Source organism: Pseudogemmobacter sp. TB195, assembly GCF_058313095.1.
The window spans coordinates 40,275-63,326 of sequence record NZ_JBZEGG010000007.1 but is presented as its reverse complement, the minus strand read 5'-3'; the positions used below and the strand labels follow the sequence as shown (position 1 = coordinate 63,326).

Sequence of the window (23,052 nt, the reverse complement as noted above, 5' to 3'; positions counted from 1 at the left end):
CGGATGGGATCAGATGCGACAGCTTTGGCCTCGGCGATCCGCCGGGGCCATCTGACGGCGGCGGAGGCGATGGAAGCCTCTTTCGCGCGCGCAGAGGCATGCGCGGAACTTGGCGCGCTGGCGCATCTGAACAAGCCGCGCGGGCGGGAGCTGGCGAGCGAGTTTGACGCGCTTCCCCGCAATGCGCCGCAGCGATATGCGGCCTTTGGCGGCGTGCCGCTGGTGGTCAAGGATCTCGGCGCGCCGTTTATGGGCTTTCCGGTCTGTGCCGGATCGGCGATGTTTTCGCGGGGCGGCATGGGCGAAGACAGCCAGCTGGCCGCAAGGTTCCGGGCGGCGGGGCTTTGCCCTTTCGCGCTGACAACGGTGCCTGAATTTGGCCTTTCGCTGGCGTCGGAGCCTGCGGTCGGGCCGGTGGCGAGAAACCCGCTGGACCCGCAGCTCTCACCCGGCGGGTCTTCGGGCGGGGCCGCGGCGGCGGTTGCGGCGGGGATCGCGGCGATCGCCCATGCGACCGATGCGGGTGGCTCGATCCGGGTGCCGGCAGCGGCCTGCGGACTTGTCGGGCTGAAGCCCGGGCGCGGATCAGTGCCGGGCGGCCCGGGCTTTGGCAACCATCTCGGCGGCATCGCAAGCGAGCTGGCGATCTGCCGTTCTGTCCGCGATGCGGAGGCGATCTTTGCCGCCGCGACCATCGGCGGCGCCCAGGGGCCTTTCGCGAGCCCCTTGCTGGAAGAGGCGAAATCAGGCCCCCTGACCATCGGGCTTGTCACTGATATCGGCCCGGACTGGCCGGTCGACGAGGCGAGGGCAGAGGCAGTCGAAGCGGCGGCGCGGGTTCTGGCGCGGAACGGCCATCGCATCCGCCCGCTTGAGGGCGAGATGGTGACGGACCTTGCCGTCCGCAGCGGGCGTATCTTTGCCGATATCGTCTCGATCAATCTCGCGGAACTCTCGTCGCGGCTGGATTTCAGCCGGGCCGAACAGATGACCCGGGTGGTGGTGGCGCGGGGCCTTGATCTTACGGCAAGCGCGCTCTGGGCCAGCCTGAATGAAATGGTCTATGTCGCGCGCGATCTGTGGCGGATTTTTGACGGGGTGGACCTGCTACTGACGCCGATGCTGTCCGGGCCGCCGCTGCCCGCTGGATCCTTTCCGACCGAACATTCGGATACGGATCTGCATTTCGACCGGATGGCACGGTTTGCTCCGCTGGCGAGCCTTGCGAATATCTCTGGCGCGCCCGCGATCACGCTGCCCTTCGGCGCCGATGCTGCAGGGCTGCCGCTGCCGGTGCAGCTGATTGCGCCGATGGGGCAGGAGCGGCTGCTCCTCTCGATCGCCGCCCGGCTCGAGGTTGAAGAGCGCTGGACACATCCCTTTGCCGTCGCGGGGCTGACATGAGTGAAACCGTTCTCGACATCTCCCAGGTCAGCAAAAGGTTCGGCACGACGCTGGCGAATGACAATATTTCGCTGAGCCTTGAACGCGGTGAGATTATCGCCCTTCTGGGCGAGAATGGCGCGGGCAAGACGACGCTGATGTCGATGCTCTTTGGTCATTATACCCCTGATTCCGGGCATATTTCTGTAATGGGTCGACTGCTGCCGCCTGGGCGACCCAGGGCTGCGATCCGCGCAGGCATCGGCATGGTGCATCAGCATTTCTCGCTGGCCCCCAATTTGTCCGTGATGGAAAACGTGATGACCGGCACCGAGAGCCTCTGGCGGCCCTGGTCGGACCGGGCAAAAGGCCGGGCGCGTCTGATGGAGATTTCCGCGCGTTTCGGGCTGAAGACCGACCCCGATGCGCGGCTTGGTGATCTGTCGGTGGGCGAGCAGCAGAGGGTCGAGATCCTCAAGGCGCTTTACAATGACGCGAAGATCCTTGTGCTGGATGAGCCGACCGCGGTTCTGACCAATGTAGAATCCGAACATATGTTCGCAAACCTCAAGGATATGGCGCGGCAGGGGCTTTCGATCATCTTCATCTCGCATAAGCTTGACGAGGTGATGGCGACCGCTGACCGGATCGTGGTGCTGCGCGGCGGGCGTGTGGTGGCAGAGCGCCGGGCGGTCGAGACCTCAAAGGCGGAACTTGCCGGGCTGATGGTCGGGCGCGAGGTGAGGCGGCCTCTGCGCGAGCCGGCCACCCCGGGCGATGTGGTGTTGGAGGCGAAAGCCGTCACCCTGCGCGAGGGCGGCGTCGAGCGGCTGAAAGCGGTCGATTTCCATCTGCGCGCGGGTGAGGTGCTGGGGATCATCGGGGTCTCGGGCAATGGTCAGGCGGCGCTGGCGCGGCTGACCGGCGGCCTTGCGCGGCGCAGCGCCGGCGAGATCACGTTGTTTGGCCAGCCGGTCGGCGATCTGACGGTGCGCGAGGTGGTGGGCGCCGGGATCGGCCGCATTCCCGAAGACCGCAATCATGATGGCGTCATTGGCGAAATGGCGATCTGGGAAAATGCGGTGCTGGAACGGCTGCCGGAATTCACCCGGCGCGGCCTTGTGGACCGCAAGGCGGGGATGGAATTCGCACGCCGGATCATCGAGGGCTTTGATGTGCGCGGCGGCACGCCTGCGAGCCGGATCCGGCTCTTGTCGGGGGGCAATATGCAAAAGCTGATCCTGGGGCGGAACCTGATCGAACATCCCAGAATCCTGGTCGCCGCGCAGCCGGCACGGGGCCTTGACGAGGGCGCGGTGGCGGCGGTGCATGAGCGCATCCTGGACGCGCGCCGCGCGGGGACGGCGGTGCTTCTGATTTCGGAAGATCTTGATGAGGTGATGGCGCTTGCAGACCGCATTCAGGCGATTACCGGCGGAAGGCTGTCGCCTCCGGTCCGCCCGGAAGGGATCACTGCGCGGCAGCTTGGCCTGATGATGGCCGGCGAATGGGGAGCGGCAGAACATGCGGTTTGAACGGCGCGAACAAATCCCGCCGGCATTGGCGGTGCTGACGCCCCTGATCGCGGTCGCGATTTCGCTGGCGCTTGCGGGCGGGCTGATCGCGCTTGCCGGTGCGCCGGTTCTGACCGCGTTTGGCAAGATCATCACCGGGGCATTCGGCTCGAAGCTCGCGTTGACAGAGACGCTGGCGCGCACGGCGCCGCTGATCCTGACCGGGCTTGCGGCGGCGGTCGCCTTTCGCGCCCGGCTGTGGAATATCGGGGCAGAGGGGCAGCTTTACCTTGGCGCTATCGCCGTGGCGGCGGCGAGCGCGCATCTGTTCGGCGGGTTGCCGGGGGTGGTGCAGATCCCGCTTCTGTTCGTGACCGGCGCGCTGGCGGGGATGATCCTCCTGCTGATCCCGCTCTGGCTCCGGCTGCGGTTCCAGGTGGATGAGGTGGTGACGACGCTGCTTCTGAACTTCGTGGCGCTTTTGGTTGTCTCGATGCTGATCGACACGGTGCTGAAAGACCCACTCGCATTCGGCTGGCCGCAATCGGTTCCGGTTGCCTCGCAGGCCGAACTGCCAAAGATCATCCCGCGCTCGCGCCTCCATATCGGGCTTGTGGTCGCGGTTGTGCTGGCCTTTGTGGTGCATTTCATCCAGTCGCGCACGGCTTTCGGGCTGCAATCGAGGGCGGCGGGGCTGAACCCTTCGGGCGCCGCTTTCGCGGGTGTGCCACTGGGGCGGACGCTGGTGCTGGTCGCTATGCTGTCGGGGGGGCTTGCCGGGCTTGCCGGTGCGGTCGAGGTGATGGGGATCACCTCTTATGTCACGACCGAACTGTCGCCCGGGTACGGCTATTCAGGGATTGTGGTCGCGATGCTTGCCGGGCTGAACCCGCTTGGCGTGGTGCTGGCGGCTTTGTTTACGGCGGTGATGTTTGTCGGCGCCGATGCCATGAGCCGCTCGCTCGCGGTGCCGTCTTATATCGCCGACGTGACGGTCGCGCTCTCTTTGCTGACCATGCTGGTCGCGATCTTCTTCACCCAATACAGGATCCGCAGATGAGCGATATTCTCGATATCCTCGCCTCGGCAGGGCTTTGGGCGGCGGTTCTCAGGATCGCCACGCCGCTGATCTTCGCCACGCTCGGCGCGTTGTTAAGCGAACGGGCGGGGGTTCTGAACCTTGGCATCGAAGGGATCATGACCTTTGGTGCGATGATCGGCTGGTTTGCCGTCTGGAATGGGGCCGATCTCTGGACCGGGCTCTTTGTTGCAGCTTTGTCGGGGATGGTGTTCGGGGCGCTGCATGCCGGGCTGACGGTGACGCTGGGGCTGTCGCAGCATGTCTCGGGGCTGGGCGTTACGCTCTTCGCCTCGTCCTTCAGCTATTATCTCTTTCGCCTGCTGGTCCCGGTCGAGGGCACGCCGCCGAAGATCATCCCCTTCCAGCCGCTGCATATTCCGGTGCTCTCCGATCTGCCGTTTCTTGGTCAGGCCGTCTTTACCCAGACCGCGCCGACCTGGCTCGCGATTGCGCTGGCGCTCGCCCTGGCCTTCACCCTTTTCCGCACGCCCCTTGGCCTTGCGATCCGCATGACCGGCGAGAACCCGCATGCCGCCGAGGCCCAGGGCATCAACCCGATGGTGATGCGCTATGGCGCGGTGATCGCCGGATCGGCGCTGATGGCAATGGGAGGTGCCTTCCTGACGCTTTCCGCCTTTGACAGTTTCATCCCGACCATGGTCCAGGGCCGTGGCTGGATCTGCATCGCGCTGGTGGTCTTTGCCTCCTGGCGGCCGGGGCGGGCGCTGGCGGGTGCGCTTCTCTTCGCGTTTTTCGACGCCTTCCAGTTGCGGCTGCAAACCGTTATGGGCGGCGCGCTGCCCTATCAGCTTTTCCTGATGGTGCCCTTCGTGCTGTCGATCCTCGCGCTTGCGGTGATGGCGCGTCGCGCGCGGGTGCCCCAGGCATTGATGCAACCCTATCGGCGCGGCGAGCGTTAAGGAGTGACCATGTTCGACACCATCATCCGGGGCGCCAATCTGCCCGACGGCCGCAACGGCTATGATATCGGCATCCGCAAGGGTGAGATCGCGGCGGTGGAAAAGCAGCTGCCCGCCGAAGCCGGTGAGGTGATCGACACTGCTGGCCGTCTGGTCTCGCCCGCGTTTTGTGACCCGCATTTCCACATGGATGCGACGCTCTCGCTGGGGCTGCCACGCATGAATGCTTCCGGCACGCTGCTTGAAGGGATCGCGCTCTGGGGAGAACTGCGGCCCATGCTGACCCGTGACGCGCTGGTCGAACGTGCGCTGCGCTATTGTGATCTGGCGGTTTCCCAGGGGCTTTTGCACATCCGCACCCATGTCGACACCTCTGACCCCCGCCTGGTGACCGCCGAGGCGATGCTTGAGGTGCAGGACCGGGTAAAGGACTATATTGACCTTCAGCTCGTGGCCTTCCCGCAGGATGGCTATTACCGGATTCCCGAAGGGGTGAAAGCGCTGGAGCGCGCGCTGGATATGGGCGTGGGGATCGTCGGCGGCATCCCGCATTTCGAACGCACGATGGAGGAGGGGCGGCTCTCGCTGGAAGCCCAGTTCCGTATTGCAGCTGATCGCGGACTGCCGGTCGATATACATTGCGACGAGACCGATGATCCGCTTTCGCGCCATGTCGAGACCATGGCTGCCCTGACGATCCGCTTTGGCCTGCAAGGCCGGGTCAATGGCTCGCATCTGACCTCGATGCATTCGATGGACAATTATTATGTGTCCAAACTGATCCCGCTGATCGCCGAGGCGCAGATGACTGCGACGCCGAACCCGCTGATCAATATCATGCTGCAGGGCAGACATGACAGCTATCCGAAACGGCGCGGCATGACGCGGGTGCGCGAGCTGATGGCGGCGGGCGTCAATGTCTCGCTGGGCCAGGATTGCTGCATGGATCCCTGGTATTCGATGGGGTCAGGCGACATGCTCGAGGTCGCGCATATGGCGTTGCATGTCGGTCAGATGGGCGGGATCGCCGAGAAACATCAGATCTTTGACGCGGTGACAGTCAATTCGGCAAAGACCATGGGGCTTGACGGCTACGGGCTTTCGCCCGGATGCAAGGCCAATCTCGTGATCCTTCAGGCGGCGGATGTAACCGAGGCGATCCGGCTGAAACCGACCCGGCTTTACGTGCTGCGCGAGGGCCGCGTGATCAGCCGCACCGCGCCGCGCCTGCCGTCATTGTCGCTGCCCGGTCGCCCGGCGCAGATTGATCCGGGCCTTGATTACCTGCCGCCCGGCAAGAGCTGAGACCCTCCGGCGACGCCGCCGGCCAGCAGCCTTTTGCGCAGATGCAGCGCGAGCGGTGACAGCGGGCGGAGTCTGAGATCAGGCAGGTGGCAGCGTGAGACCCGGATCGGCGCAGCACGTTGCTGCATGATCCATTCGCAGTTATGGCGCACGGCCAGCGTCACCACCCGCGCGCTGGAAAGCGGATGGCCATATGCCTGAGCAGACAGGGATCCGCGCGCATCTCGGCGGGCATATGCGTGATCTGGCCAACGAGGTGAAGGCGGGGATCCGGGAATCTGGCGGCTTCCCGCTCGAGGTGCCGATGTTTTCGGCAAGCGAAATCTCCTTCCGCCCGACCGCCATGATGTATTGCAATATCGCGACGGTGGCGGTTGAGGCGCAGATGCGCGGCCAGCCGATTGACGGCGCGGTGCCGCTGGGCGGTTACGACAAGACCAAGCCGGGCCTGCTGATGGGTGCGAGCTCGACCGATATTCCGTCGATTTTCGTCACCGGTGGTCCGATGCTGAACAGCTATTTTCGCGGCGAGCGCCTGGGGGTTGGTACCCACCTGTGGAGCTTCTCAGAAACCGTCAAAGCGCGCGAGAGGGCCAGGGAGGACTTCCTTGAGGCCGAGGCTTCGATGAGCCGCTCGACCGGCACCTGCAATACGATGGGCACCGCCGCGACCATGGTCTCGATGGTCGAGGCTTTTGTTATGGCGCTTGCGGGCATTGCCGCGATCCCGGCGGTGGGGTCGCGTCGTCGTGTGATGGCGCAGATGCCGGGGCACCGCATCGTCCAGATGGCCAAGGACGACCTGAGACCCTCTGATATCATGACGAAAGAGGCATTCGAGAATGCAATCCGCACCAATGACGCAATTGGCGGATCCACCAGCGCCGCGGTTCATTTGCCGGCAATTGCGGGGCGGGTTGGCAACGACCTGAAGCCGGACGTCCGGGACCGCTGTCGGCGCGACGCCGTGACCATCGTGAACCTGATGCCTGGCGGGCAAAGACCTCATGGAAGAATTCTTCTATGCTGGCGGTCTGCCAATTATCCTGAAGCGGCTCGGCGAGGCCGGCAAACCGCATAAGGTCGCGCTGACCGTCTGGGGCGCGACGGTCTCGGATAAAGTCAAGGCCTCTGCAACTGGAACGAGGACCTGATCCTTGCGGCCCACATGCGCCTGACCGCCCAGGGCGGCGTCGCTGTGGCCAAGGCGAAGAGCAATGACGAGGCGCTCTACGTTGACGAAACCTGTGTCATGGGGCTGAAGAATTGCGGGCCCGGGGCCTGTCCCGGCATGGCCGGGGTCGGCAAATTGGGACTGCCTCCCAAGGTTATGCGCAAGGCGGTCACCGATGTGGCGCGGATCTCTGACGCGCGGATGTCGGAGACGGCCTGTGGCACCGTGGTCTTGCATAACTTACCCGAGGCGGCGGCGGACGGACCGCTTGCGGTGATACGGAATGGCGATATGATCTCCCTTGATATGCCGAACCACGCTCACGCTGGAGATTTCTGACGAGGAACTGGCGGCACGCCTGGCGGAATGGGCGCCCACGGCCGCGCCGCCGTCTTCTGACTACGCCTGGCTGTATAACGACCTTATCGGCGGCGCGGATACCGGCGCGGAGCTTGACTTCCTCATGGGCTGCCGGGGCCGCGACGTGGGTTAGGACAGTCATTGAGATGGGAACGGCGATGAAAATAGCCCTGGTTGGCATTGGCAAGATCGCGCTCGACCAGCATGTGCCGGCGCTGAACGCGAGCCCTGACTGGGAAATCGCGGCGACGGTATCGCGGTCCGGGACGGTTCCGGGGGGCGAGGCCTTCACGCGGATCGAAGACATGCTGGCGGCGCGGCCCGATATCGGGGTCGTGTCGCTGGCGCTGCCGCCGGTGCCGCGCTTTATGCCAAAATGGCCCGCCTTGTTGAGGCCGGTCTTTCCGATATCGACCTGCGCCCGATGGTGCTGGTGGCCGATGCTTTCACGCTGGGACAGCAAAACAAGGTGGCGGCTTTTGAGTTCTGAGCCCGCAGGGGCCGGAATAAGTATCCGGTGTCTTGCGCGCCGGTGACGACCAGGACCGGACCAGGACCAGCCGACACCCCGTGGGAGGATACCGTGACCATCAGAACGTTCCTTGCGGGCGTTACGATCGTCGCGCTTGGCGCCGGCGCTGCCATGGCCCAGTAAAAAGTGATCGGCTTCTCGCAAATAGGGTTGGAATCGGGCTGGGCGCGGCAAAGACCTCTCTGACCAGATCGTAACAGGAAGCGGGCTGCTACCAGCTGCAGTTTTCGGATACGGAGTAAAAGCAGGAAAATCAGATCGCGGCTTTGCGGTCTTTCATCGCCCAGGGTGTTGACGCGATCCTGATCGCGCCGGTCGTCGCCACCGGTTGGGATGCCGTGCTGCAAGCCGCCAGAGAGGCCGAGATGGCAGTTGTGCCGCTGCAGCGTATGGTGGAGAGCGCCCCGTCGCTTTACCTGACGGCTGCCGGCTCGAACCTTATTCAAGAGGGCGAACTGGTCGGCAAATGGCTCGCAGACACTGTTGGCGACAAGGAAAGACGTATTGCCGAGCTGCAAGGCATCAGCGGCTTTTTCCTGGCCATAGACAGGAAGAAGGGCTCTGAGCAAGGCATTGCGGGCAACGAGAGCCTGAGCATCGTGACAAGCAAGACCGGCGATTTCACCCGCTCTCTCGGCAAGGAAGTTGTGGAAAGCGTCATCCTGGCTGAAAACGGCGGCAGGAATACTGCGCGCTCTACGCCTGTAAAGACGATCTGGCGACCTGGCGCTGACCCCGAACATGGCCGGCCCAACTATGATGCGCTGGAGGGATGGTTTTCGACCTGCCCGCCGGTGAGGTCCATGCGCTTCCGGGCGAGAATGGCGCGGGGAAATCGACGCTGATCAAATGTCTGACTTTCGTCTCTCAGCGCGACCCGGGCGCGGCGCGATGCAGGGCGAGGCGAAGGCGATCCTGGCGCAATATGGCCTTGACCTGGATGTCGACCACGATCTGGCCCGTCATTTGGTGGCGATCTGCCAGATCATCGCGATCATGAGGGCGGCATCCCTGTCGGGCAAGGAGCTGATCCTCGAAGAGCCGACCGCCAGCCTTAATGCGACCGAGGTGCGGATGGTGCTTGACGTGGTGCAGTCGCTGCGAGCGGGTGGACTGGTCATTTTGTTCGTCTCGCATTTTCCGGAGCAGGTCTTCGACCTGATCGACCGGGTCACGGTGTTCAGGAATGGCCCATGTAGCACGAACGCAGCGACTGCGCGCCTGAACCGGGTCAAGCTGATCGCGCATGTGCAGGGCCGCACGACGGAAGATAAGGTGCTGCATTCGCGCCCCGCCGATCGTGCGCCCCGCCCGGGGATGTTCAGGTTTCAGGGCAGTGGCCGCCGTAGCGCGGTGGAGCCTTTTGCAATGACCGTGGGCAAGGCCGAAGCCAGGGAACCAGGCGGGCAAGCTCGACCTGACTGCGCCGTCGCGCCAATGCGGCGGGGTTTGGTTTCGCACCGGAAGATCGCAAGACTGATGGCACCATCGCAGATCTTTCGACCCGCGAGAACATCATGGCGGGCCTCCAGGCGCGTCACGGCTGGGCAAGGTCAATCACGCGCACAGAATAAACCGCACCGCCGCTGACTATTTCAAACGGCACGATATACGTACCTCGGGGCGCGAAAAACGCATCGGCGAGTTGTCGGGCAGGAACCCGCAAAAAGCGGTGCTGCCGCACTGGCAGCCCTGTTGGCGCTGGTCTCAGTGTACTACCCGGGCTTACTGTCGGTCAGCTTTGATGGCGGGCGGCTGGTCGGGCCGGTGATCGACCTTCTGAAGCGCTCCGCCCCGGTGGCGCTGCTGGCGGTGGGCAGGACGCTGGTGATCGACACGCGCGGCATTGATCTGTCGGTCTGCACCGTCCTGGCGATCTGCAGTGCGGTTGCGGCCTTCGCGATCCCGGAGGGCTCCTGGCATCCGCTTTCGCTGCTTGCGAGGGTGGCGGCGGGGCTTTGGAATGGCGCATTGGTGGCGGTGGCATGGGTGTAGCCCTTTGTCGCGAGGCTGATCCTGTTGACCACGGGGCGCGGCATTGCGCAGCTGATCACCGAAGGCCGCATCCTGACCTTCACCGATCCGGCTTTTGCCTTTCTCGGACCCGTCACTTTCCATGGCCTGCCGCTATCGGCCTGGATGTGGCTTGCCACCGCCGTGCTGGTCACGGTGCTGATGCGGCGCACCGCACTTGGCCTCAGTGCTTGGAGCGATGATCATCCGGACGATTTCCTCGGGCGTCCGGCTTGCGGGCTTTCCTTCAGAGTATAACCTCGTGATCAAGGCGATGCTGTTTCTGGTGATCCTGGTGCTGCTGTCGCCCAGGATCGTGCGCGAATGGGCCTTCTGGCCTGCGGACTGTGCCGTGACCGCGCGCCAGAAGGAGCCGGACAATGAAATCCCGCGCTCTGCCGCTTTATGATTATCCTGATCGGATTGGTGATCTGCTGGCTGAAACGACCTTTCGGTTGGATCGGTGATTGCGTTTCCGGGCATGTTCCTCGCGCGTGATGCCGCGTATCTCTTGTCGATTGAACCGGTGCCGATCCCGCATGATTTCTGCCAGAGCCTCGTCGGCGCCTATGGGCTGATCCCCTGAAAGCGGCGGCTGACGCTGATCGGAGTTCTGATGCCGGCGACCTTCTTCATCGGCATTTTGGTGGCCCATAGACCCGTTTCGCCGCCTCGGTCTATGCCAGCTCGGGCTACTCGCTCGCGACGGTGGGGACTGAACTTACCGTCATCGCCGCCGTGGTGATCGCCGGCAAGCTTTTGACCGGTGGCGGGGGCGATATGTTCGGCATAACGCTCGTTGTTCTGACGATCGGGCTTATCCAGACCAGTTTCCTGTTTGACGGCTCGCCTTCCTTCTGGTGGACGCGGATCATGATTGGCTTTTTTTGCTGCTTGTTTTCATCCTGTTGCAAAACGGCCTCGTGAAACTCTCCGAGGCGCGGCTGGCGGGAGGCCAGGCATAAGCCCCTTTGACACCCATCCTTGCGAGCTGGGCGAGGGCGCTTTCTGGTACCCAAACGTAAACAATTCTTCTGGTTCGATATTCTGAATCGTCGCCAGCTGACTCCGGGGTGCGACTGGCAGTTCCACCGCATGGTCTCGGCGGCGGGACAGATCAACAGCTCGAGGCTCATGAACGCCAGCGGGCGCGGGCTTTTTAGGCTCGACCTGGACACCGGCACCACAGAAATGCTGGTCGCAGTCGAGACTGACCGGCACGACACGAGATCGAATGACGGGCTGGGTCGATCTGCCGTTATTACCGCGACCAGGCACACAGCTGTTCGCCCGTATCCCGATCCCCAATGCGATTTGTTTCGCGCCTGACGGGCGGCTTGCCTGTTTCGCCGACACTGCGCTTGCGCTGGCCTGAGCGCAGCCGCTGAATGCCGGCAGCTGGCAAATGGAAGAGCCCGCGTTTTCCTCGACCTGAACGTCGGGGGCTGAACCTCGTTGGTGCGGTCACCGACAGTGAGGGCGGCATCTGGATTGCGAAATGGGGCGCGGGCGCCATGATGCACTACACGCCAGAGGGATGCCGCAGCCATCATATTGCGGTTGGCGCCCAACTCGCCTCATGCCCGTCCTTTGGCGGTGCCGATCTGGGTGACCGGCTGGTTTCCGCCGCGCGAGAGAGCATCAGGGCCTGCCCTGGCTGGTCCGCCCCAGGGTCAATGGCCTGGCAGAGCCGGCAGTGATCCGGAAAAGAGTTCGGAGATTTTCGACCTCCTTCCCGATGTCCGTCCGGTCAACCCGGTGCGGCTGCGCGGGGCAAAGTTCTCGGCGAAGTTCCTGACCATCGGGCGAGGGTGCAGAATCTGCGGATGGAGGGCGTCGCACACCTTGGGTGCTGGGGTTCCAGACGCTGCCCCCGATCCTGGCGAAAGGCTTTATGTCGGCGCCCTGGTGGGAGGGCGCGGTTCACGCCTGAGGGGCACGAGATCCGCGTTGATGCCAATGAAGGCGGCAATCTCATTGATGGTAGCAATGACGGCATTTACCACTGCATATTGTATAACGAAGACAATGTGCGCAGAATGTGGTCTTCACACTATGTCTCGAAGACGGGCATGTGGGCTGTCGCGGGCGATGCGCCGAACTGTGATCCTGGGGCCTAAGAGACGCGGCGACTGCGGTAAGCCACGCGCATCACGGATAGTTCTGCCTTGATGACAGCGGCGAAACGTGGGGCCGCCGGCGTCATGATGCGGCGGATCACAGCTGCCGGGAAATTAAAGCAAATGGGTACGGGTCGAAGGAGGGCAGATCCCTGGCCCGAGCATCTGCATCACCGGTGAGGCAGTTCCTGCCCTGCGCCAGAATTTGATCCTCGGGCGGCTGGTTGTGCCGGGCGAGGGCTCAGAGGCGGCTTTCCTGCGCAGGGACGGGGCCGCGAAATCCCAGGGCGCGCCGATGGCACGGGCCTTCTCGGCCCGCAGCCTCGCTCTGATGGGGCGGCACACGCCGGAAGAAATCGCTGATTACCTCTCGGGGCTGCTCATCGGCGATGAGATCGGGGCCGGGCTGGAAGCCATAGCTGAGAGAACAAGGGTAACCCTGATCGGACGCGGCGTTCAGGCGGGGCGCTATGCCAGCGCCTTCGTGGCGTTCGGGGTGACAACGGCGGTTGCACCCGAAAGTATGAACCGGCGCGGGCTTTTTTAAATTGCGAAACGCGGACGGCTGATCTGATCTTAGAGTTTGCAACGGCGCTGAAGGCCTGTCTGCTGGTGGCTATCCTGCGGGGCATCCGCCCGGAAGAGGCGCTGGCCCATGTTGGTGAACTGGTCGGGGCTGGCTTTACCCTGATCGAGGTGCCGCTGAACTCGCCCGCGGCGCTGGAGAGCATCGCCGCGCGGAGTGCAGCTTTCGGAACCCGCGTGATCATCGGGGGCCCGCACCGTGCTGGCCGCCACCGATCTCGAGGCTGTGGCAAAGCCCGACGGCAGGCTGATCGCCGCCAGAAATCTCGCTCCTGGCGTGTAGGCTGCAACCCGCGCGGCCAGTCCGGTCTGTGAACCCGGCGTCGCAACCCCGACCGAAGCCTTTGCCGCCATCCATGCCGGGGCGCATTCCCTCAGGCTTTTTCCCGCCGGGATCATCCCTGCGGTTGCCATCAAGGCGCTCCGGGCGGTGATCGCGGCCTCGGTGCCGATGCTGACGGTGGGAGGAATCCCGCCCGCGACCATGGACGCTATTTTGCCGCTGGGGTGCATGGTTCTGGCCTTGGGTCGGTGCTGTACCGCCCGGGGCAAGGCGCGGCCTTGACCGGCAGGCAGGCGCGCGACTATATCGCCGCATTGTCAGGCTGATCAGATTCGGGTGCTCCTTTGCTCACTTTGATCGGGACCCGAGTCGTCAGCCATGTTTCAGAGACTATGACCGGTCGACCGGTCTGCTCTGCCACAATTTGGAAACATTACACGTGAGAGCCTCTTTTAGGCTTGCGTTAACAGGTTTGAGGGCGCAACCCTTCAACTTGTACGGCTGTCTTACTCTGAACCGGGAAAAGGGATCATGACGGAGCTCATCGACCTGAGCGAGGTTGCCGGCCAGGCCGGTAAATTCGACTGCTTCCTCGAACAGGTGCGGGATCGCTTTGGATTCGATCATGTGGCCTATCTGGGGTCAAACCCGGTTGCCGGCACAATGCATGGCTATGTCACCTATCCAGAAGAGTGGAAGCGCCATTATACTCAACAGGCCTATCACCTGATTGACCCGACCCTGCGAATCGCGCAGCGCAGCATCGCACCGATCGACTGGTCGCGGATCGAGCAAAGCGAGAATTTTCGCGTTGTTTTCTGTGCCGCCCGGGAATTCGGGATTTCGGACCGTGGGGTAACGATCCCGGTGCGCGGGCCTTTCGGTGATACCGGAATGCTCAGCGTGACGCGCGACACCGACGATCATGAATGGCATTCGATGATCGCCGAGCATATCGGAGATCTGCAATCGATCGCCGTTCATATGCATGACGCGGTGATGAATTCCGATGCGTTTTCCAATGTCCTGCGCCGCACGCCGCTGTCTTCGCGTGAGGTAGAGATTTTGCAATGGACCGCTGCGGGCAAGACCCAGCAGGACATCGCAGACATTCTGAATATTTCGCATCGTACCGTTGAAGTGCATCTGCGCTCGGCGCGCGAGAAGCTTTTTTCGCTGACCACAGCCCAGGCCATTGCCAGGGCAATTGCACAACATCTGATCTATCCGATCTGATACAGCACGGGGCGCGACCCCATTGACCGCCAGGGCAGGAGCCCGTGGCGGAGCATGCCGTTTTTCCGGCGGGAAAAAGCAGAAAAAATCTTCATAAGTACGGGATTCCCCGAGTATCGGGCGGCACAACCAGTGGTTAACGTCTGAGGACATGTGACAATGGGGGTTGCCATGATCATCGTAATCGACGCCGTAAACAAACATCTGTTTGAAGATGTTCTTGACGATATGTACCGGCTGCGTGCCCGGGTTTTCAGTGACCGTCTGGGTTGGGACGTGAGCATCGAACAAGGGCGCGAAATCGATCGCTTTGATCATCTCGACCCGCTCTATCTCGTTGGGCTGGATACCGAAGGCGAGGTCATCTCCTGCGTCCGTCTGCTTCAGACGACCGGCCCGCATATGCTGTCAGATGTGTTCAGCGAGATCCTCGATGGCGAGGCACCGCTGCGGTCATCCAGGATCTGGGAATCGACCCGATTCTGCGTTGATACGGCCCGGCTGTCCCGGGACGGGGCCGATACCACGGTTTCGCGTGCCACGTGCGAGCTGATGGTCGCGACGCTGGAAACCTGCCGGAATGCAGGTATCTCGGACATCATCACGGTGATCGATCCGGTGATGAACCGGGTGCTCAAGCGCTCGGACAATGCGCCTTATGACTATGTCGGCACCGTCAAGCCGATGGGCAAGGTTTCGGCTCTGGCCGCCCTGCTCGATTGTACGGATGAGCGGATCGACCGGGTTCGCAATTTCGCGGCTCTGCATGAAAATGTGGTGCTGAGTGATGCGGCGGCACTGGAGCTCAGGCCAGTGACTGCCCAACACGGGCTGAAAAACAGAGAGGTGACAGTGCTCCCCGGTCAAACCGGCTCTGCTGCCTTCAGCCCGGTGATCGGCCTGGGTCACGTTCCAGGGTGATCGGCGACGGTCACCGCTGGAATCCCTGTCCCGGTGGTGACCGTAACCCTTTCTGCACCTTGTGCAGGTGAATGCAATCGACCCCCCCCGCCGACAGCGCGAAGGGGCACGGACGGAAACAGGAGGTCAGGCGATGGCTGTAATCGCAATAGTGGCCGGTGGCGTTATTGGGTTGATAAATGGGCTGATTGGCCTTGTGACAGGGCTGGGTTTTGGTGCGGCTCTGCTGGTCTGGATCGTCGCGGGCAGTCTGTCTGCGCTGCTGATCTTCCGTCAGTTTCTGACGGGCGAGGCTGGCAATCGCCCCGACCGGCAAATGGATGCGGTCTATGACGATCTTCTGTCGCTTGGCGAAGACGAGATCCGCCGCGCGTCACTGGCGGTAACAGATGCTTCCAGCATGTCACGACTGGTCAGGATCTATGCCGAGCGTGACGCACAGATTGCTTCGGCGCGTGAGTATCGGCGGGTCAATCGTTGAACCAGCCAGGCTGGCCGTATGCGCGGCCGGCCAGTCCTTCTGAAAGGACTGCCTGACTGAAACGCAGCGAAGGTGTTCAGTTCCTGCGCCGAAAGATCCTTGCTGCCGATTGCAGCACCAGCTTGCCGTCGGTGCAGGCGCCGGCACAGCGAACATAGGCCAGCGAAAGGGCCATCCGTTCGCTTTCGCTCAGATTTTGACCGGCGGGGTGAAATGCATCCGGAGTGACAATCCCCGGGCGTACCGCAAACAGCCGGTTATCGGGTTTTTCCCGCCGGTCCGTGGCCGCGACCGCAACCGCACGCGGACCGATAAAGGACATGTCCCCGCGCAGCACATTCAGCACCTGTGGCAGAAGATTGAGCCCGGTTGACAGCAGAACCGCGCCAAGCGGCGTCAGATGGCCTGCATCCGCTGCATTGGCGTGCAACAGATCCGCCGCCGAAAGGTCCCCCCGGATCACGCGAAAGCGGTATTGCCGGAAGACGCGCCCGTTCATGCCGAGACAGCTCAGTCGCATCAGGGCAGGGCCGCCGGACCCCAGTCGGATCGCAACGGCGATCATCAGCATCATTGGCAGTGTGATGGGCAAAGTGATCAAAGCGAGTGCGAAGTCGCACAGGCGCTTTAGCCCCCTGCGGTTTGGGAAATCTGCAACCCCGAAAGGGGATTCGCTCGAGGACATGAATGATTCTCGCCGGGTGACTCTGTGAATTTTATTTCAGACAATAGATGATGACTAATTCCACATTGGAAGAATTGCAATTTATATGACAGTCCTCGCTGGAAACAGTTTTTTCCTGGTTGACGGGTTTTTGGAAGATTGCACCCGGATTTCGGGCGCTTCACCGCTCTGCACCTGCGTCAGCCGCTTTCTGAACAGGCAGGATCAGCGGCAGAGAATTTGCACTCTGTTCCGTCTGGGGAAATGATGAACTTTCTGTTTGCAAGTGACATCTTGGAACAATATTCCGGTTTTGGCTGGTAATCTGGAACCGAAATGGTGCTGTATGGTTGCCGTTGCTACCTCACCCAGGGCTGGCCAGTTGATCATGACGCCAACACAAGACGGACCCGATATGAGCTATACCGCTGCGACCCGAGCCGAACCCTTCGCGCGCGAGGAAGGCTGGCGTGATGTGCTGGTGATCGGCGGCGGCGCGAGCGGTGTGCTTTTTGCCGCAAATCTGTTGCGCCAGAACACCGATCTCAGGGTCACGGTGGTCGAGGGTCGCCATCTTCTGGGCTGTGGAATCGCCTATTCGACCAGTGATCCAGACCATCTGCTCAACACCCGCGTCCATAATATGAGCGCCTTTCCCGATGAGTCGGATCATTTTCTGCACTGGCTCGAGAGTAATGCACCGGGCCGTCACGACAGCGAGAGCTTTGTCGGACGCGCCACCTATGGCAGCTATCTGTCCTGCCTGCTGACGCCCTGGACGGCGTCGGGGCGGCTGGTCTGTATCAAGGCCGATTGTCTCGGGATCAGCGAGCGCGAGGGCGGCGTGAAGGCCGAGCTTGACGACGGGCGGCAGCTGAAAGGCGCCTATGCGGTGCTTGCGACCGGGCATGTGGTCCCGAAGGAAGACCCGTCCGGGCTGATCTCGGGCGCCTGGTCGGTCAATACGCCGCCGGGTGACGGCGCGCCGGTTCTGATCATCGGCACCGGGCTTTCGATGGTGGATCAGGTGCTTTCGCTGGAACGGGCCGGGCATCAGGGCCAGATCATCGCGATCTCGCGGCGCGGGCTTTTGCCGCGGTCCCACGGGCCGGGGGCGGCGCTGAAGATCGCCGCCGAAACAGTGCCTCTGGGGGCTCCGGTCAGCCGGCTGCTGGCATGGCTGCGCGGTCTGGTGGCCGATGCCGACGCCGAAGGTGGCACCTGGCGGTCTGCGGTCGACGGGATCCGGCCTTATGTCAGCCTGATCTGGCAGAATATGGATCTGGACCAGCGCCGGCGTTTCCTGCGCCATGCCGCCACCTGGTGGGAGGTGCATCGCCACCGCATCCCGCCGGCTTCCGCCGCGCGGCTTGAGGCTGCGACGCAAACGGGGCGGCTGAAGATTGAGCGGGCCGCCTTTATCCGTGCCGAAGCGGCGGCGGGCGATTCGCAGGACGAGGTGGTGACAGCCGTGATCCAGCCGCGCGGTGCGGCCGACCCGGCGCGGCTTGAGGTGGGGCGGATCATTGATTGCCGCGGCATCCGCAATGACCCGGAAAAGAACGCCTCGCCATTGATGGCAGGGCTTCTGGCGGATGGGGCGGCGCGCGTCGATCCTTTGCGCATCGGATTCGAGGTATCCCCTGAGGCGCGGCTGATCGGGCGGGATGGCGCGGCCTCTGACCGGCTTTTCGCACTTGGTCCGGTTTCGCGCGCCATGTTCTGGGAGATCACCGCGATCCCCGACATCCGCGTGCAGGCCGGCCAGATGGCGCGCTATATCGCGGCAAAGGAAAACGCTGCCGCCCGCTGAGACCGGGGGCTGACCGGCAGACCGGTCAGTCGCGCCGGTTGTGGGAATCGAGGAAGGTCTTGGCGATCAGGGCGATGATGGCGATCATCGTCAGGGTCGAGGCCGCCGCAAAAGCTGCCACGGACGTGTTCATCTCATTGTACAGAAGCTCGATCTGCAATGGCAGCGTATTGGTTTGCCCGGCCACCCGGCCCGAAACGACCGAGACACCGCCGAACTCGCCCACCGCGCGCGCGGCACACAGAACCGCGCCATAAAGCAGCGCCCAGCGGATCCCCGGCAAGGTGACATAGCGGAAGACCTGCCAGCCTTTTGCACCCAGTGTCACGGCTGCTTCTTCCTGTTCCGAGCCTTTCGCCAGCATCAGAGGCAGTACCTCGCGCGCGACAAAGGGGGCGGTGACGAAAAGGGTGACCAGCACGATCCCCGGCAGGGCGAAAAGCACGGTGATGTCATGTTCGCGCAGGAAGGGGCCGAGGAAACCCTGGCGGCCGTAAAGCAGCAGATAGCAGATACCCGCAATGATCGGCGAGATCGAGAAGGGAATCTCGACAATGGTCATCAAAAGCCCGCGTCCCGGAAAGCGGAAACGCGCAATAGCCCAGGCGACCGCGATGCCGAAAGCAACGTTGATCGGCACCACGATGACGGTGACGATCACCGTCAGCCAGATCGCATGCAGCGTGTCGGGCGTGGTGATCGCGGCCCAATAGCCGCCAACCCCGGCCGCGAAAGCACGCCAGAAGATATAGACCAGGGGGGCTGCGATAAGGAATGCGGTGCTGACCAGCGCCAGCGCGATCAGCGCCCGCGCCGTCCGGCGTTCGCCCGCATTGGCGGCACGGCGGCCTGCTTCGATCTGGTCATGGGCGCTCATCGGGGTCACACTCATTTGCCACCCTCGCGGTAGCGCGCGGCGCGGATCTGGAACAGGTTTGAGATCAGCAGCAGCAACAATGCGAAGACCAGCAGGATCAGCGCAATCACTGAGGCGCCGCGATAATCATATTCCTGCAAGCGGATGAAGGCGAGGAGCGAGGCGATCTCGGTCTTGCCGGGCAGGTTGCCCGCGATAAAGACGACCGCGCCAAATTCCCCCATGGATCGCGCCATCGACACCGTACAGCCCCCAAGCCAGGCCGGGAGGATCGCAGGCAGGATCACCTGTGAAAAGGTCTGCCAGGGTGTGGCGCCCAGGGTCTTTGCGGCTTCTTCCAGCGCGGGGTCGAGGTCTTCCAGCACCGGCTGAACCGCGCGCACCACGAAGGGCACCGAGGTGAAGGTCATCGCGATGATGATCCCGGGCAGCGCATAGACGACCTGAATGCCCATGGCCTCCAGCGGGCCACCAAACCAGCCGGTCGAGGCAAAAAGCGAGGTCAGCGCGAGGCCCGCCACGGCGGTGGGCAATGCGAAGGGAATATCCATCATCGCATCAAGGAAAGCGCGGCCGCGAAATTCGTAACGCGTCAGCACCCAGGCCATCAACAGCCCGTAAAATGCGTTAATCACCGTCGCAACCGCCGCCGCCATCACCGTGACCCGCAACGCGTCGAGCGTGCGGGCCGAGGTGAGAATGCGCACGAACCTGTCCCAGCCGATCCCGGCGCCCGAAATCACAAGGGCGATGATCGGGATCAGGATGATCACGCTGACATAAAGAAGCGTGGTGCCGAGGCTCAGTGCGAACCCCGGCAGAACACGCTTTGGCCTGATGCGGACAGAAGCGACGGTCATGGACAGATCAGTTCTCGAAAACCTGGTCGAGAATGCCGCCCTCGTCGAAATGCCTGGCCTTGATCTCGGCCCAGCCACCCAGCACGTCGACGGTCAGCAGTTTGACCTCGGGGAATTGTGCCGCAACTTCAGCCGCCACATCCTTGTCGGTGACGCGGAAGTTCTGCTCGGCCAGTACGCGCTGCGCTTCGGGGGTGTAGAGCCAGTTCAGATAGGCGGTCGCAACCTCGACGGTGCCGTTCTTTTCAGCGTTTTCCTTGACCAGCGCGACCGGGAAGGCCGCGAACAGGCTGGTGCCGGGGGTCACACGCTCAAGGCCCGGATACTGGGTAACGATGCCGGCGGTTTCGGCCTCGAAGGTGATCAGCACATCGCCGATATTGCGCTCGGCAAAGGTCTGGCTGGATGCGCGCGCACCGGTATCGAAGACCGGAACGTTGGACAGAAGCTTCTTCACGAAGTCATTGGCCTTGGCCTCATCGCCGCCATTGGCTTCCAGCGCGAAAGCATAGGCCGCGAGATAGGTGTAGCGGGCATTGCCCGAGGTGCGGGGATTGGCAAAGACCGGCTGCACATCGTCGCGGACCAGATCGCTCCAGTCCTTGATGCCTTTCGGATTGCCTTCGCGCACCACGAAAGCGGGCAGCGAATAATAGGGCGAGGCGCCATTCGGGAAGGCATTGCGCCAGTCGGCATCGACCAGACCGCCATCGACCAGCACGTCGATATCAGTCTCCTGGTTGAAGGTCACGACATCGGCGTTCAGACCTTCAAGGATCGCGCGGGCCTGGGCAGACGATCCGCCATGGCTCTGATCGACGGTGACATCGCGGCCGGTGGTTTCCTTCCAGGTCTTGGCAAAGACCGGGTTCAGCGCCTCGAACAATTCGCGGCCGATATCATAGCTGACATTGAGGATCTTGTCCTGAGCCAGCGCCGGAGCGGCTGCCAGAACCACAACCGCCGCAGCGGTGCGCAGCGAAGAGATCAGGTTCATTTCTGTTTCTCCTTAAGGGGAATTTCTTTGATTTCAGAGGATTGCCCTGCCTGGCCGCGCTGGCCGGGAGGCGTTTCGGTAAAAATGGTGCCGGTCTCGACCCTCAGCGTGACGCTTTGCCCTGCCGAGAGGTTCGGGGCCGCGCGGCGCAGGATTTCGACCGCAATGTCCTGGCCTTCGGGCCCCGTCAGCACCGGGCGCAGCAGGGCGCCGGTTGAAGTGACCTGCTTCACACGCCACAGCCCGGCAGGGTCGGGCACCGGCGTCAGATCGGCGGGGCGCACGAACAGCGTGGCAGAACCGTCGGGCAAAGCGCGGCGTTCAAGCCGGGCGGTATCGATCCCGGGCGCCGTCGCGCGGCCTGCAGCAATCCGCACCGGCAATTCGATGGTTGCCCCCATGAACCGTGCCACGAAAGGCGAGGCGGGGTGGTCGTGGATCTGGTCGGCGGTGCCGATCTGTTCGATCCGGCCTTCGCCCATGATCACCACCCGGTCGGCGAGCTCGAAGGCCTCGTCCTGGTCATGGGTGACGAAAATCGTCGTGGTCTCTGATGCATCATGCACAGACCGCAGCCAGGACCGCAGATCGCGGCGCACGGCGGCATCCAGCGCGCCGAACGGCTCGTCAAGAAGCAGGACGCGGGGGTCAATCGCCAGCGCCCGGCCAAGCGCGACACGCTGGCGTTGCCCACCCGAGAGCTGGCCGGGAAGCCGGTCTGCCAGATGCGGGATCTGCAGGAATTGCAGGAGTTCGGTGACCTTACGCGCAATCACCGCCTTGCCCGGGCGTTCGGCCCTGGGCCGGACCGTCATCCCGAAGGCGATATTGTCGCGCACCGACATATGCGGGAACAGCGCGTAGTGCTGAAAGACGAAACCGATGCGGCGGTCGCGGGCAGCGATCGACAGCCAGTCGGCACCATCGACCTCAAGCCGGCCGGAATCGGGCCAGTCGAGACCCGCGATGATGCGCAACAGCGTGGTCTTGCCCGAGCCCGACGGGCCGAGCAGGGCGATCAGCTCTTTATCCTCGACCGCGATATCGATGCCTTTCAGCACCTCATTGCGGCCAAAGCTTTTGCGCAGCTGGGCGATTTCAATGGCCATTGCCGACTCCGGTTTCAGCACCCCTGATTGCACCGGGCCGCGCCACTAAGCAAGGAACGCCAGGGCGGGAAACCGGCAAGTGAAGAGAATGGTTTTCTCCCGCAGGCGGGGTTATGGGGTAGGGAAGCACCGGTTTGTTCCCATTTCGCCAATATTGCCCCGACCGCAGCCCGCCGGGCCACGATGGCGTTCTTTTATGCAAGGGCGGGGCAGGGAAGGGCATCATACTCGACCATTATTGTCGTTATTTGATAGCGGCTTCGACAGGCTGGCACAAGATCACAGTTCGGCCAGAAACCACCTTCTGTTTTCACAATCCGGCAGAGTGAGAGAATTTCATTCTCCCGTCCCTTGGCCACCTGACTTGACCAGAGCGCCTTTGGGATGCTAGCGACCCCACAGACGACGCGCCGATTTGAAGCTCAGATTGCGGGCGCGAAAAAAATGCAGCTAAAGCGGAGGCGCCTCTGGCCCTTCGGTAACCTGAAGGAGGGGCCCATGGCCAAAACCGCCACTGCGTGCGATTTCGCGATCCCTGTCGACTCGATCAACAGCCTGCGCGCCAGTTTCCCCGGCATCTCATTGATTTTCGAGATCGACCTTGCGGTCGAGGATTGCTGGGACGGGCTGGAACATCTTGCCGGTGAATTCCGCCGGGCGGGGGCGCGGCTGCGGCTTTTGCGCGCAACGCAAAGCGGGGTGATTTCCTGTACCGTGGTCGATGGCGGCAGCGATCTGAGCCAGCTTGCTCAAAGCGTTGCATCGGCGCGGGGGGTCTCGGTCTCGGGCTGGACGACCCGGATCCAATACGACTGATCCGCCCC

The 23,052-nt window shown here is 63.0% G+C and carries 25 protein-coding genes, 5 pseudogenes and 1 riboswitch; of the genes and pseudogenes, 25 read left to right on the top strand and 5 right to left on the bottom strand.

Annotated elements, in window-relative coordinates; translation table 11 throughout:
• The first annotated feature begins 3 nt into the window (after positions 1-3).
• From AC4FS3_RS08990 to AC4FS3_RS08880, 23 genes and pseudogenes are all read left to right on the top strand, one after another.
• Positions 4-1,404: an amidase gene (locus AC4FS3_RS08990; protein WP_491020259.1), complete on the top strand. Its 1,401-nt coding sequence runs from the start codon at positions 4-6 to the stop codon at positions 1,402-1,404.
• The gene (locus AC4FS3_RS08985) at positions 1,401-2,918 is read left to right on the top strand and encodes an ABC transporter ATP-binding protein (RefSeq protein ID WP_491020258.1); all 1,518 of its coding nucleotides are present in this window, start codon (positions 1,401-1,403) and stop codon (positions 2,916-2,918) included. The genes AC4FS3_RS08990 and AC4FS3_RS08985 overlap by 4 nt, the downstream gene beginning before the upstream one ends.
• Complete coding sequence (locus AC4FS3_RS08980; protein ID WP_283178934.1) at positions 2,908-3,957, top strand: ABC transporter permease; 1,050 nt, start codon at positions 2,908-2,910, stop codon at positions 3,955-3,957. The genes AC4FS3_RS08985 and AC4FS3_RS08980 overlap by 11 nt, the downstream gene beginning before the upstream one ends.
• Positions 3,954-4,898: an ABC transporter permease gene (locus AC4FS3_RS08975; protein WP_491020257.1), complete on the top strand. Its 945-nt coding sequence runs from the start codon at positions 3,954-3,956 to the stop codon at positions 4,896-4,898. Before AC4FS3_RS08980 ends, AC4FS3_RS08975 begins: the two co-directional genes overlap by 4 nt.
• A 9-nt stretch (positions 4,899-4,907) precedes the next feature.
• Positions 4,908-6,203 carry an amidohydrolase family protein gene (locus AC4FS3_RS08970; protein WP_491020256.1) on the top strand — a complete coding sequence of 432 codons (1,296 nt, stop codon included), beginning with the start codon at positions 4,908-4,910 and terminating at the stop codon, positions 6,201-6,203.
• A 229-nt stretch (positions 6,204-6,432) separates the two neighbouring features.
• A pseudogene (locus tag AC4FS3_RS08965) lies at positions 6,433-7,870 on the top strand (dihydroxy-acid dehydratase domain-containing protein); the annotation flags it as partial.
• A 25-nt stretch (positions 7,871-7,895) separates the two neighbouring features.
• Positions 7,896-8,105, top strand: a pseudogene (locus tag AC4FS3_RS08960) (gfo/Idh/MocA family oxidoreductase); the annotation flags it as partial.
• 430 nt (positions 8,106-8,535) lie between these two features.
• Entirely contained in the window at positions 8,536-9,114 is a 579-nt protein-coding gene (locus AC4FS3_RS08955; RefSeq protein ID WP_491020255.1) for a substrate-binding domain-containing protein, read from the top strand.
• Positions 9,042-9,269 carry an ATP-binding cassette domain-containing protein gene (locus AC4FS3_RS08950; protein ID WP_491020254.1) on the top strand — a complete coding sequence of 76 codons (228 nt, stop codon included), beginning with the start codon at positions 9,042-9,044 and terminating at the stop codon, positions 9,267-9,269. The genes AC4FS3_RS08955 and AC4FS3_RS08950 overlap by 73 nt, the downstream gene beginning before the upstream one ends.
• Positions 9,161-9,859 (top strand): hypothetical protein, encoded by a 699-nt coding sequence (locus AC4FS3_RS08945; protein WP_491020253.1) that lies wholly within the window; start codon positions 9,161-9,163, stop codon positions 9,857-9,859. Before AC4FS3_RS08950 ends, AC4FS3_RS08945 begins: the two co-directional genes overlap by 109 nt.
• Before the next feature lie 105 nt (positions 9,860-9,964).
• Positions 9,965-10,264, top strand: a complete 300-nt coding sequence (locus AC4FS3_RS08940; protein ID WP_491020252.1) for an ABC transporter permease subunit — start codon at positions 9,965-9,967, stop codon at positions 10,262-10,264.
• A gap of 24 nt (positions 10,265-10,288) precedes the next feature.
• Positions 10,289-10,540, top strand: a complete 252-nt coding sequence (locus tag AC4FS3_RS08935; protein WP_491020251.1) for a hypothetical protein — start codon at positions 10,289-10,291, stop codon at positions 10,538-10,540.
• Between the two features lie 16 nt (positions 10,541-10,556).
• On the top strand, positions 10,557-10,691 hold the full coding sequence (locus tag AC4FS3_RS08930; RefSeq protein ID WP_491020250.1) for a hypothetical protein: 135 nt from the start codon (positions 10,557-10,559) through the stop codon (positions 10,689-10,691).
• A gap of 54 nt (positions 10,692-10,745) precedes the next feature.
• The gene (locus AC4FS3_RS08925) at positions 10,746-10,868 is read left to right on the top strand and encodes a hypothetical protein (protein WP_491020249.1); all 123 of its coding nucleotides are present in this window, start codon (positions 10,746-10,748) and stop codon (positions 10,866-10,868) included.
• Between the two features lie 398 nt (positions 10,869-11,266).
• Positions 11,267-11,467 (top strand): annotated as a pseudogene (locus tag AC4FS3_RS08920) (SMP-30/gluconolactonase/LRE family protein); the annotation flags it as partial.
• 49 nt (positions 11,468-11,516) lie between these two features.
• Positions 11,517-11,657, top strand: a complete 141-nt coding sequence (locus AC4FS3_RS08915; RefSeq protein ID WP_491020389.1) for a hypothetical protein — start codon at positions 11,517-11,519, stop codon at positions 11,655-11,657.
• A gap of 13 nt (positions 11,658-11,670) precedes the next feature.
• Positions 11,671-11,982, top strand: coding sequence for an SMP-30/gluconolactonase/LRE family protein (locus AC4FS3_RS08910; RefSeq protein ID WP_491020248.1), 312 nt, complete (start codon positions 11,671-11,673; stop codon positions 11,980-11,982).
• Between the two features lie 550 nt (positions 11,983-12,532).
• Positions 12,533-12,949: pseudogene (locus AC4FS3_RS08905) on the top strand (2-dehydro-3-deoxygalactonokinase); the annotation flags it as partial.
• Positions 12,950-13,014: 65 nt separating this feature from the next.
• Positions 13,015-13,302, top strand: coding sequence for a beta/alpha barrel domain-containing protein (locus AC4FS3_RS08900; protein ID WP_283178921.1), 288 nt, complete (start codon positions 13,015-13,017; stop codon positions 13,300-13,302).
• A gap of 10 nt (positions 13,303-13,312) precedes the next feature.
• Positions 13,313-13,552, top strand: a pseudogene (locus AC4FS3_RS08895) (2-dehydro-3-deoxy-6-phosphogalactonate aldolase); the annotation flags it as partial.
• 249 nt (positions 13,553-13,801) lie between these two features.
• Complete coding sequence (locus AC4FS3_RS08890) at positions 13,802-14,506, top strand: LuxR family transcriptional regulator (RefSeq protein WP_491020247.1); 705 nt, start codon at positions 13,802-13,804, stop codon at positions 14,504-14,506.
• Between the two features lie 171 nt (positions 14,507-14,677).
• On the top strand, positions 14,678-15,427 hold the full coding sequence (locus AC4FS3_RS08885) for an acyl-homoserine-lactone synthase (protein ID WP_092903083.1): 750 nt from the start codon (positions 14,678-14,680) through the stop codon (positions 15,425-15,427).
• A gap of 133 nt (positions 15,428-15,560) precedes the next feature.
• Positions 15,561-15,908, top strand: coding sequence for a hypothetical protein (locus AC4FS3_RS08880; protein WP_491020246.1), 348 nt, complete (start codon positions 15,561-15,563; stop codon positions 15,906-15,908).
• 76 nt (positions 15,909-15,984) lie between these two features.
• On the opposite strand, the gene AC4FS3_RS08875 is transcribed toward AC4FS3_RS08880, so the two are convergent.
• On the bottom strand, positions 15,985-16,593 hold the full coding sequence (locus AC4FS3_RS08875; protein ID WP_491020245.1) for a sugar transferase: 609 nt from the start codon (positions 16,591-16,593) through the stop codon (positions 15,985-15,987).
• A gap of 394 nt (positions 16,594-16,987) precedes the next feature.
• On the opposite strand from AC4FS3_RS08875, the gene AC4FS3_RS08870 reads away from it, so the two are divergent.
• Positions 16,988-18,385 carry an FAD/NAD(P)-binding protein gene (locus tag AC4FS3_RS08870; protein ID WP_491020244.1) on the top strand — a complete coding sequence of 466 codons (1,398 nt, stop codon included), beginning with the start codon at positions 16,988-16,990 and terminating at the stop codon, positions 18,383-18,385.
• Positions 18,386-18,410: 25 nt separating this feature from the next.
• Here the strand turns inward: AC4FS3_RS08870 and cysW are convergent, their stop codons facing one another.
• Genes cysW through AC4FS3_RS08850 form a run of 4 tightly spaced genes read right to left on the bottom strand, consistent with a single transcriptional unit; the run spans position 18,411 to position 22,228 of the window.
• The gene (gene cysW / locus AC4FS3_RS08865) at positions 18,411-19,277 is read right to left on the bottom strand and encodes a sulfate ABC transporter permease subunit CysW (RefSeq protein WP_491020243.1); all 867 of its coding nucleotides are present in this window, start codon (positions 19,275-19,277) and stop codon (positions 18,411-18,413) included.
• On the bottom strand, positions 19,274-20,122 hold the full coding sequence (cysT, locus tag AC4FS3_RS08860; protein WP_491020242.1) for a sulfate ABC transporter permease subunit CysT: 849 nt from the start codon (positions 20,120-20,122) through the stop codon (positions 19,274-19,276). Before cysT ends, cysW begins: the two co-directional genes overlap by 4 nt.
• Positions 20,123-20,129: 7 nt before the next feature.
• Complete coding sequence (locus AC4FS3_RS08855; protein WP_491020387.1) at positions 20,130-21,110, bottom strand: sulfate ABC transporter substrate-binding protein; 981 nt, start codon at positions 21,108-21,110, stop codon at positions 20,130-20,132.
• Between the two features lie 5 nt (positions 21,111-21,115).
• Positions 21,116-22,228, bottom strand: a complete 1,113-nt coding sequence (locus AC4FS3_RS08850; RefSeq protein WP_491020241.1) for a sulfate/molybdate ABC transporter ATP-binding protein — start codon at positions 22,226-22,228, stop codon at positions 21,116-21,118.
• A gap of 397 nt (positions 22,229-22,625) precedes the next feature.
• Positions 22,626-22,703: riboswitch (SAM riboswitch) on the top strand.
• A gap of 23 nt (positions 22,704-22,726) precedes the next feature.
• On the opposite strand from AC4FS3_RS08850, the gene AC4FS3_RS08845 reads away from it, so the two are divergent.
• Complete coding sequence (locus AC4FS3_RS08845) at positions 22,727-23,044, top strand: hypothetical protein (RefSeq protein WP_491020240.1); 318 nt, start codon at positions 22,727-22,729, stop codon at positions 23,042-23,044.
• The last annotated feature ends 8 nt before the right edge of the window (positions 23,045-23,052 follow it).

Excerpts from the sequence above, each read along its gene's own strand:
- AC4FS3_RS08875 (WP_491020245.1), bottom strand. The coding sequence starts at position 16,593 with ATGTCCTCGAGCGAATCCCCTTTCGGGGTTGCAGATTTCCCAAACCGC.
- AC4FS3_RS08880 (WP_491020246.1), top strand. The coding sequence starts at position 15,561 with ATGGCTGTAATCGCAATAGTGGCCGGTGGCGTTATTGGGTTGATAAAT.
- AC4FS3_RS08930 (WP_491020250.1), top strand. The coding sequence starts at position 10,557 with ATGCTGTTTCTGGTGATCCTGGTGCTGCTGTCGCCCAGGATCGTGCGC.
- AC4FS3_RS08985 (WP_491020258.1), top strand. The coding sequence starts at position 1,401 with ATGAGTGAAACCGTTCTCGACATCTCCCAGGTCAGCAAAAGGTTCGGC.
- cysT (WP_491020242.1), bottom strand. The coding sequence starts at position 20,122 with ATGACCGTCGCTTCTGTCCGCATCAGGCCAAAGCGTGTTCTGCCGGGG.
- AC4FS3_RS08850 (WP_491020241.1), bottom strand. The coding sequence starts at position 22,228 with ATGGCCATTGAAATCGCCCAGCTGCGCAAAAGCTTTGGCCGCAATGAG.
- cysW (WP_491020243.1), bottom strand. The coding sequence starts at position 19,277 with ATGAGTGTGACCCCGATGAGCGCCCATGACCAGATCGAAGCAGGCCGC.
- AC4FS3_RS08915 (WP_491020389.1), top strand. The coding sequence starts at position 11,517 with ATGACGGGCTGGGTCGATCTGCCGTTATTACCGCGACCAGGCACACAG.
- AC4FS3_RS08990 (WP_491020259.1), top strand. The coding sequence starts at position 4 with ATGGGATCAGATGCGACAGCTTTGGCCTCGGCGATCCGCCGGGGCCAT.
- AC4FS3_RS08980 (WP_283178934.1), top strand. The coding sequence starts at position 2,908 with ATGCGGTTTGAACGGCGCGAACAAATCCCGCCGGCATTGGCGGTGCTG.
- AC4FS3_RS08945 (WP_491020253.1), top strand. The coding sequence starts at position 9,161 with ATGCAGGGCGAGGCGAAGGCGATCCTGGCGCAATATGGCCTTGACCTG.
- AC4FS3_RS08970 (WP_491020256.1), top strand. The coding sequence starts at position 4,908 with ATGTTCGACACCATCATCCGGGGCGCCAATCTGCCCGACGGCCGCAAC.
- AC4FS3_RS08845 (WP_491020240.1), top strand. The coding sequence starts at position 22,727 with ATGGCCAAAACCGCCACTGCGTGCGATTTCGCGATCCCTGTCGACTCG.
- AC4FS3_RS08870 (WP_491020244.1), top strand. The coding sequence starts at position 16,988 with ATGAGCTATACCGCTGCGACCCGAGCCGAACCCTTCGCGCGCGAGGAA.
- AC4FS3_RS08885 (WP_092903083.1), top strand. The coding sequence starts at position 14,678 with ATGATCATCGTAATCGACGCCGTAAACAAACATCTGTTTGAAGATGTT.
- AC4FS3_RS08975 (WP_491020257.1), top strand. The coding sequence starts at position 3,954 with ATGAGCGATATTCTCGATATCCTCGCCTCGGCAGGGCTTTGGGCGGCG.
- AC4FS3_RS08950 (WP_491020254.1), top strand. The coding sequence starts at position 9,042 with ATGGTTTTCGACCTGCCCGCCGGTGAGGTCCATGCGCTTCCGGGCGAG.
- AC4FS3_RS08910 (WP_491020248.1), top strand. The coding sequence starts at position 11,671 with ATGCCGGCAGCTGGCAAATGGAAGAGCCCGCGTTTTCCTCGACCTGAA.
- AC4FS3_RS08890 (WP_491020247.1), top strand. The coding sequence starts at position 13,802 with ATGACGGAGCTCATCGACCTGAGCGAGGTTGCCGGCCAGGCCGGTAAA.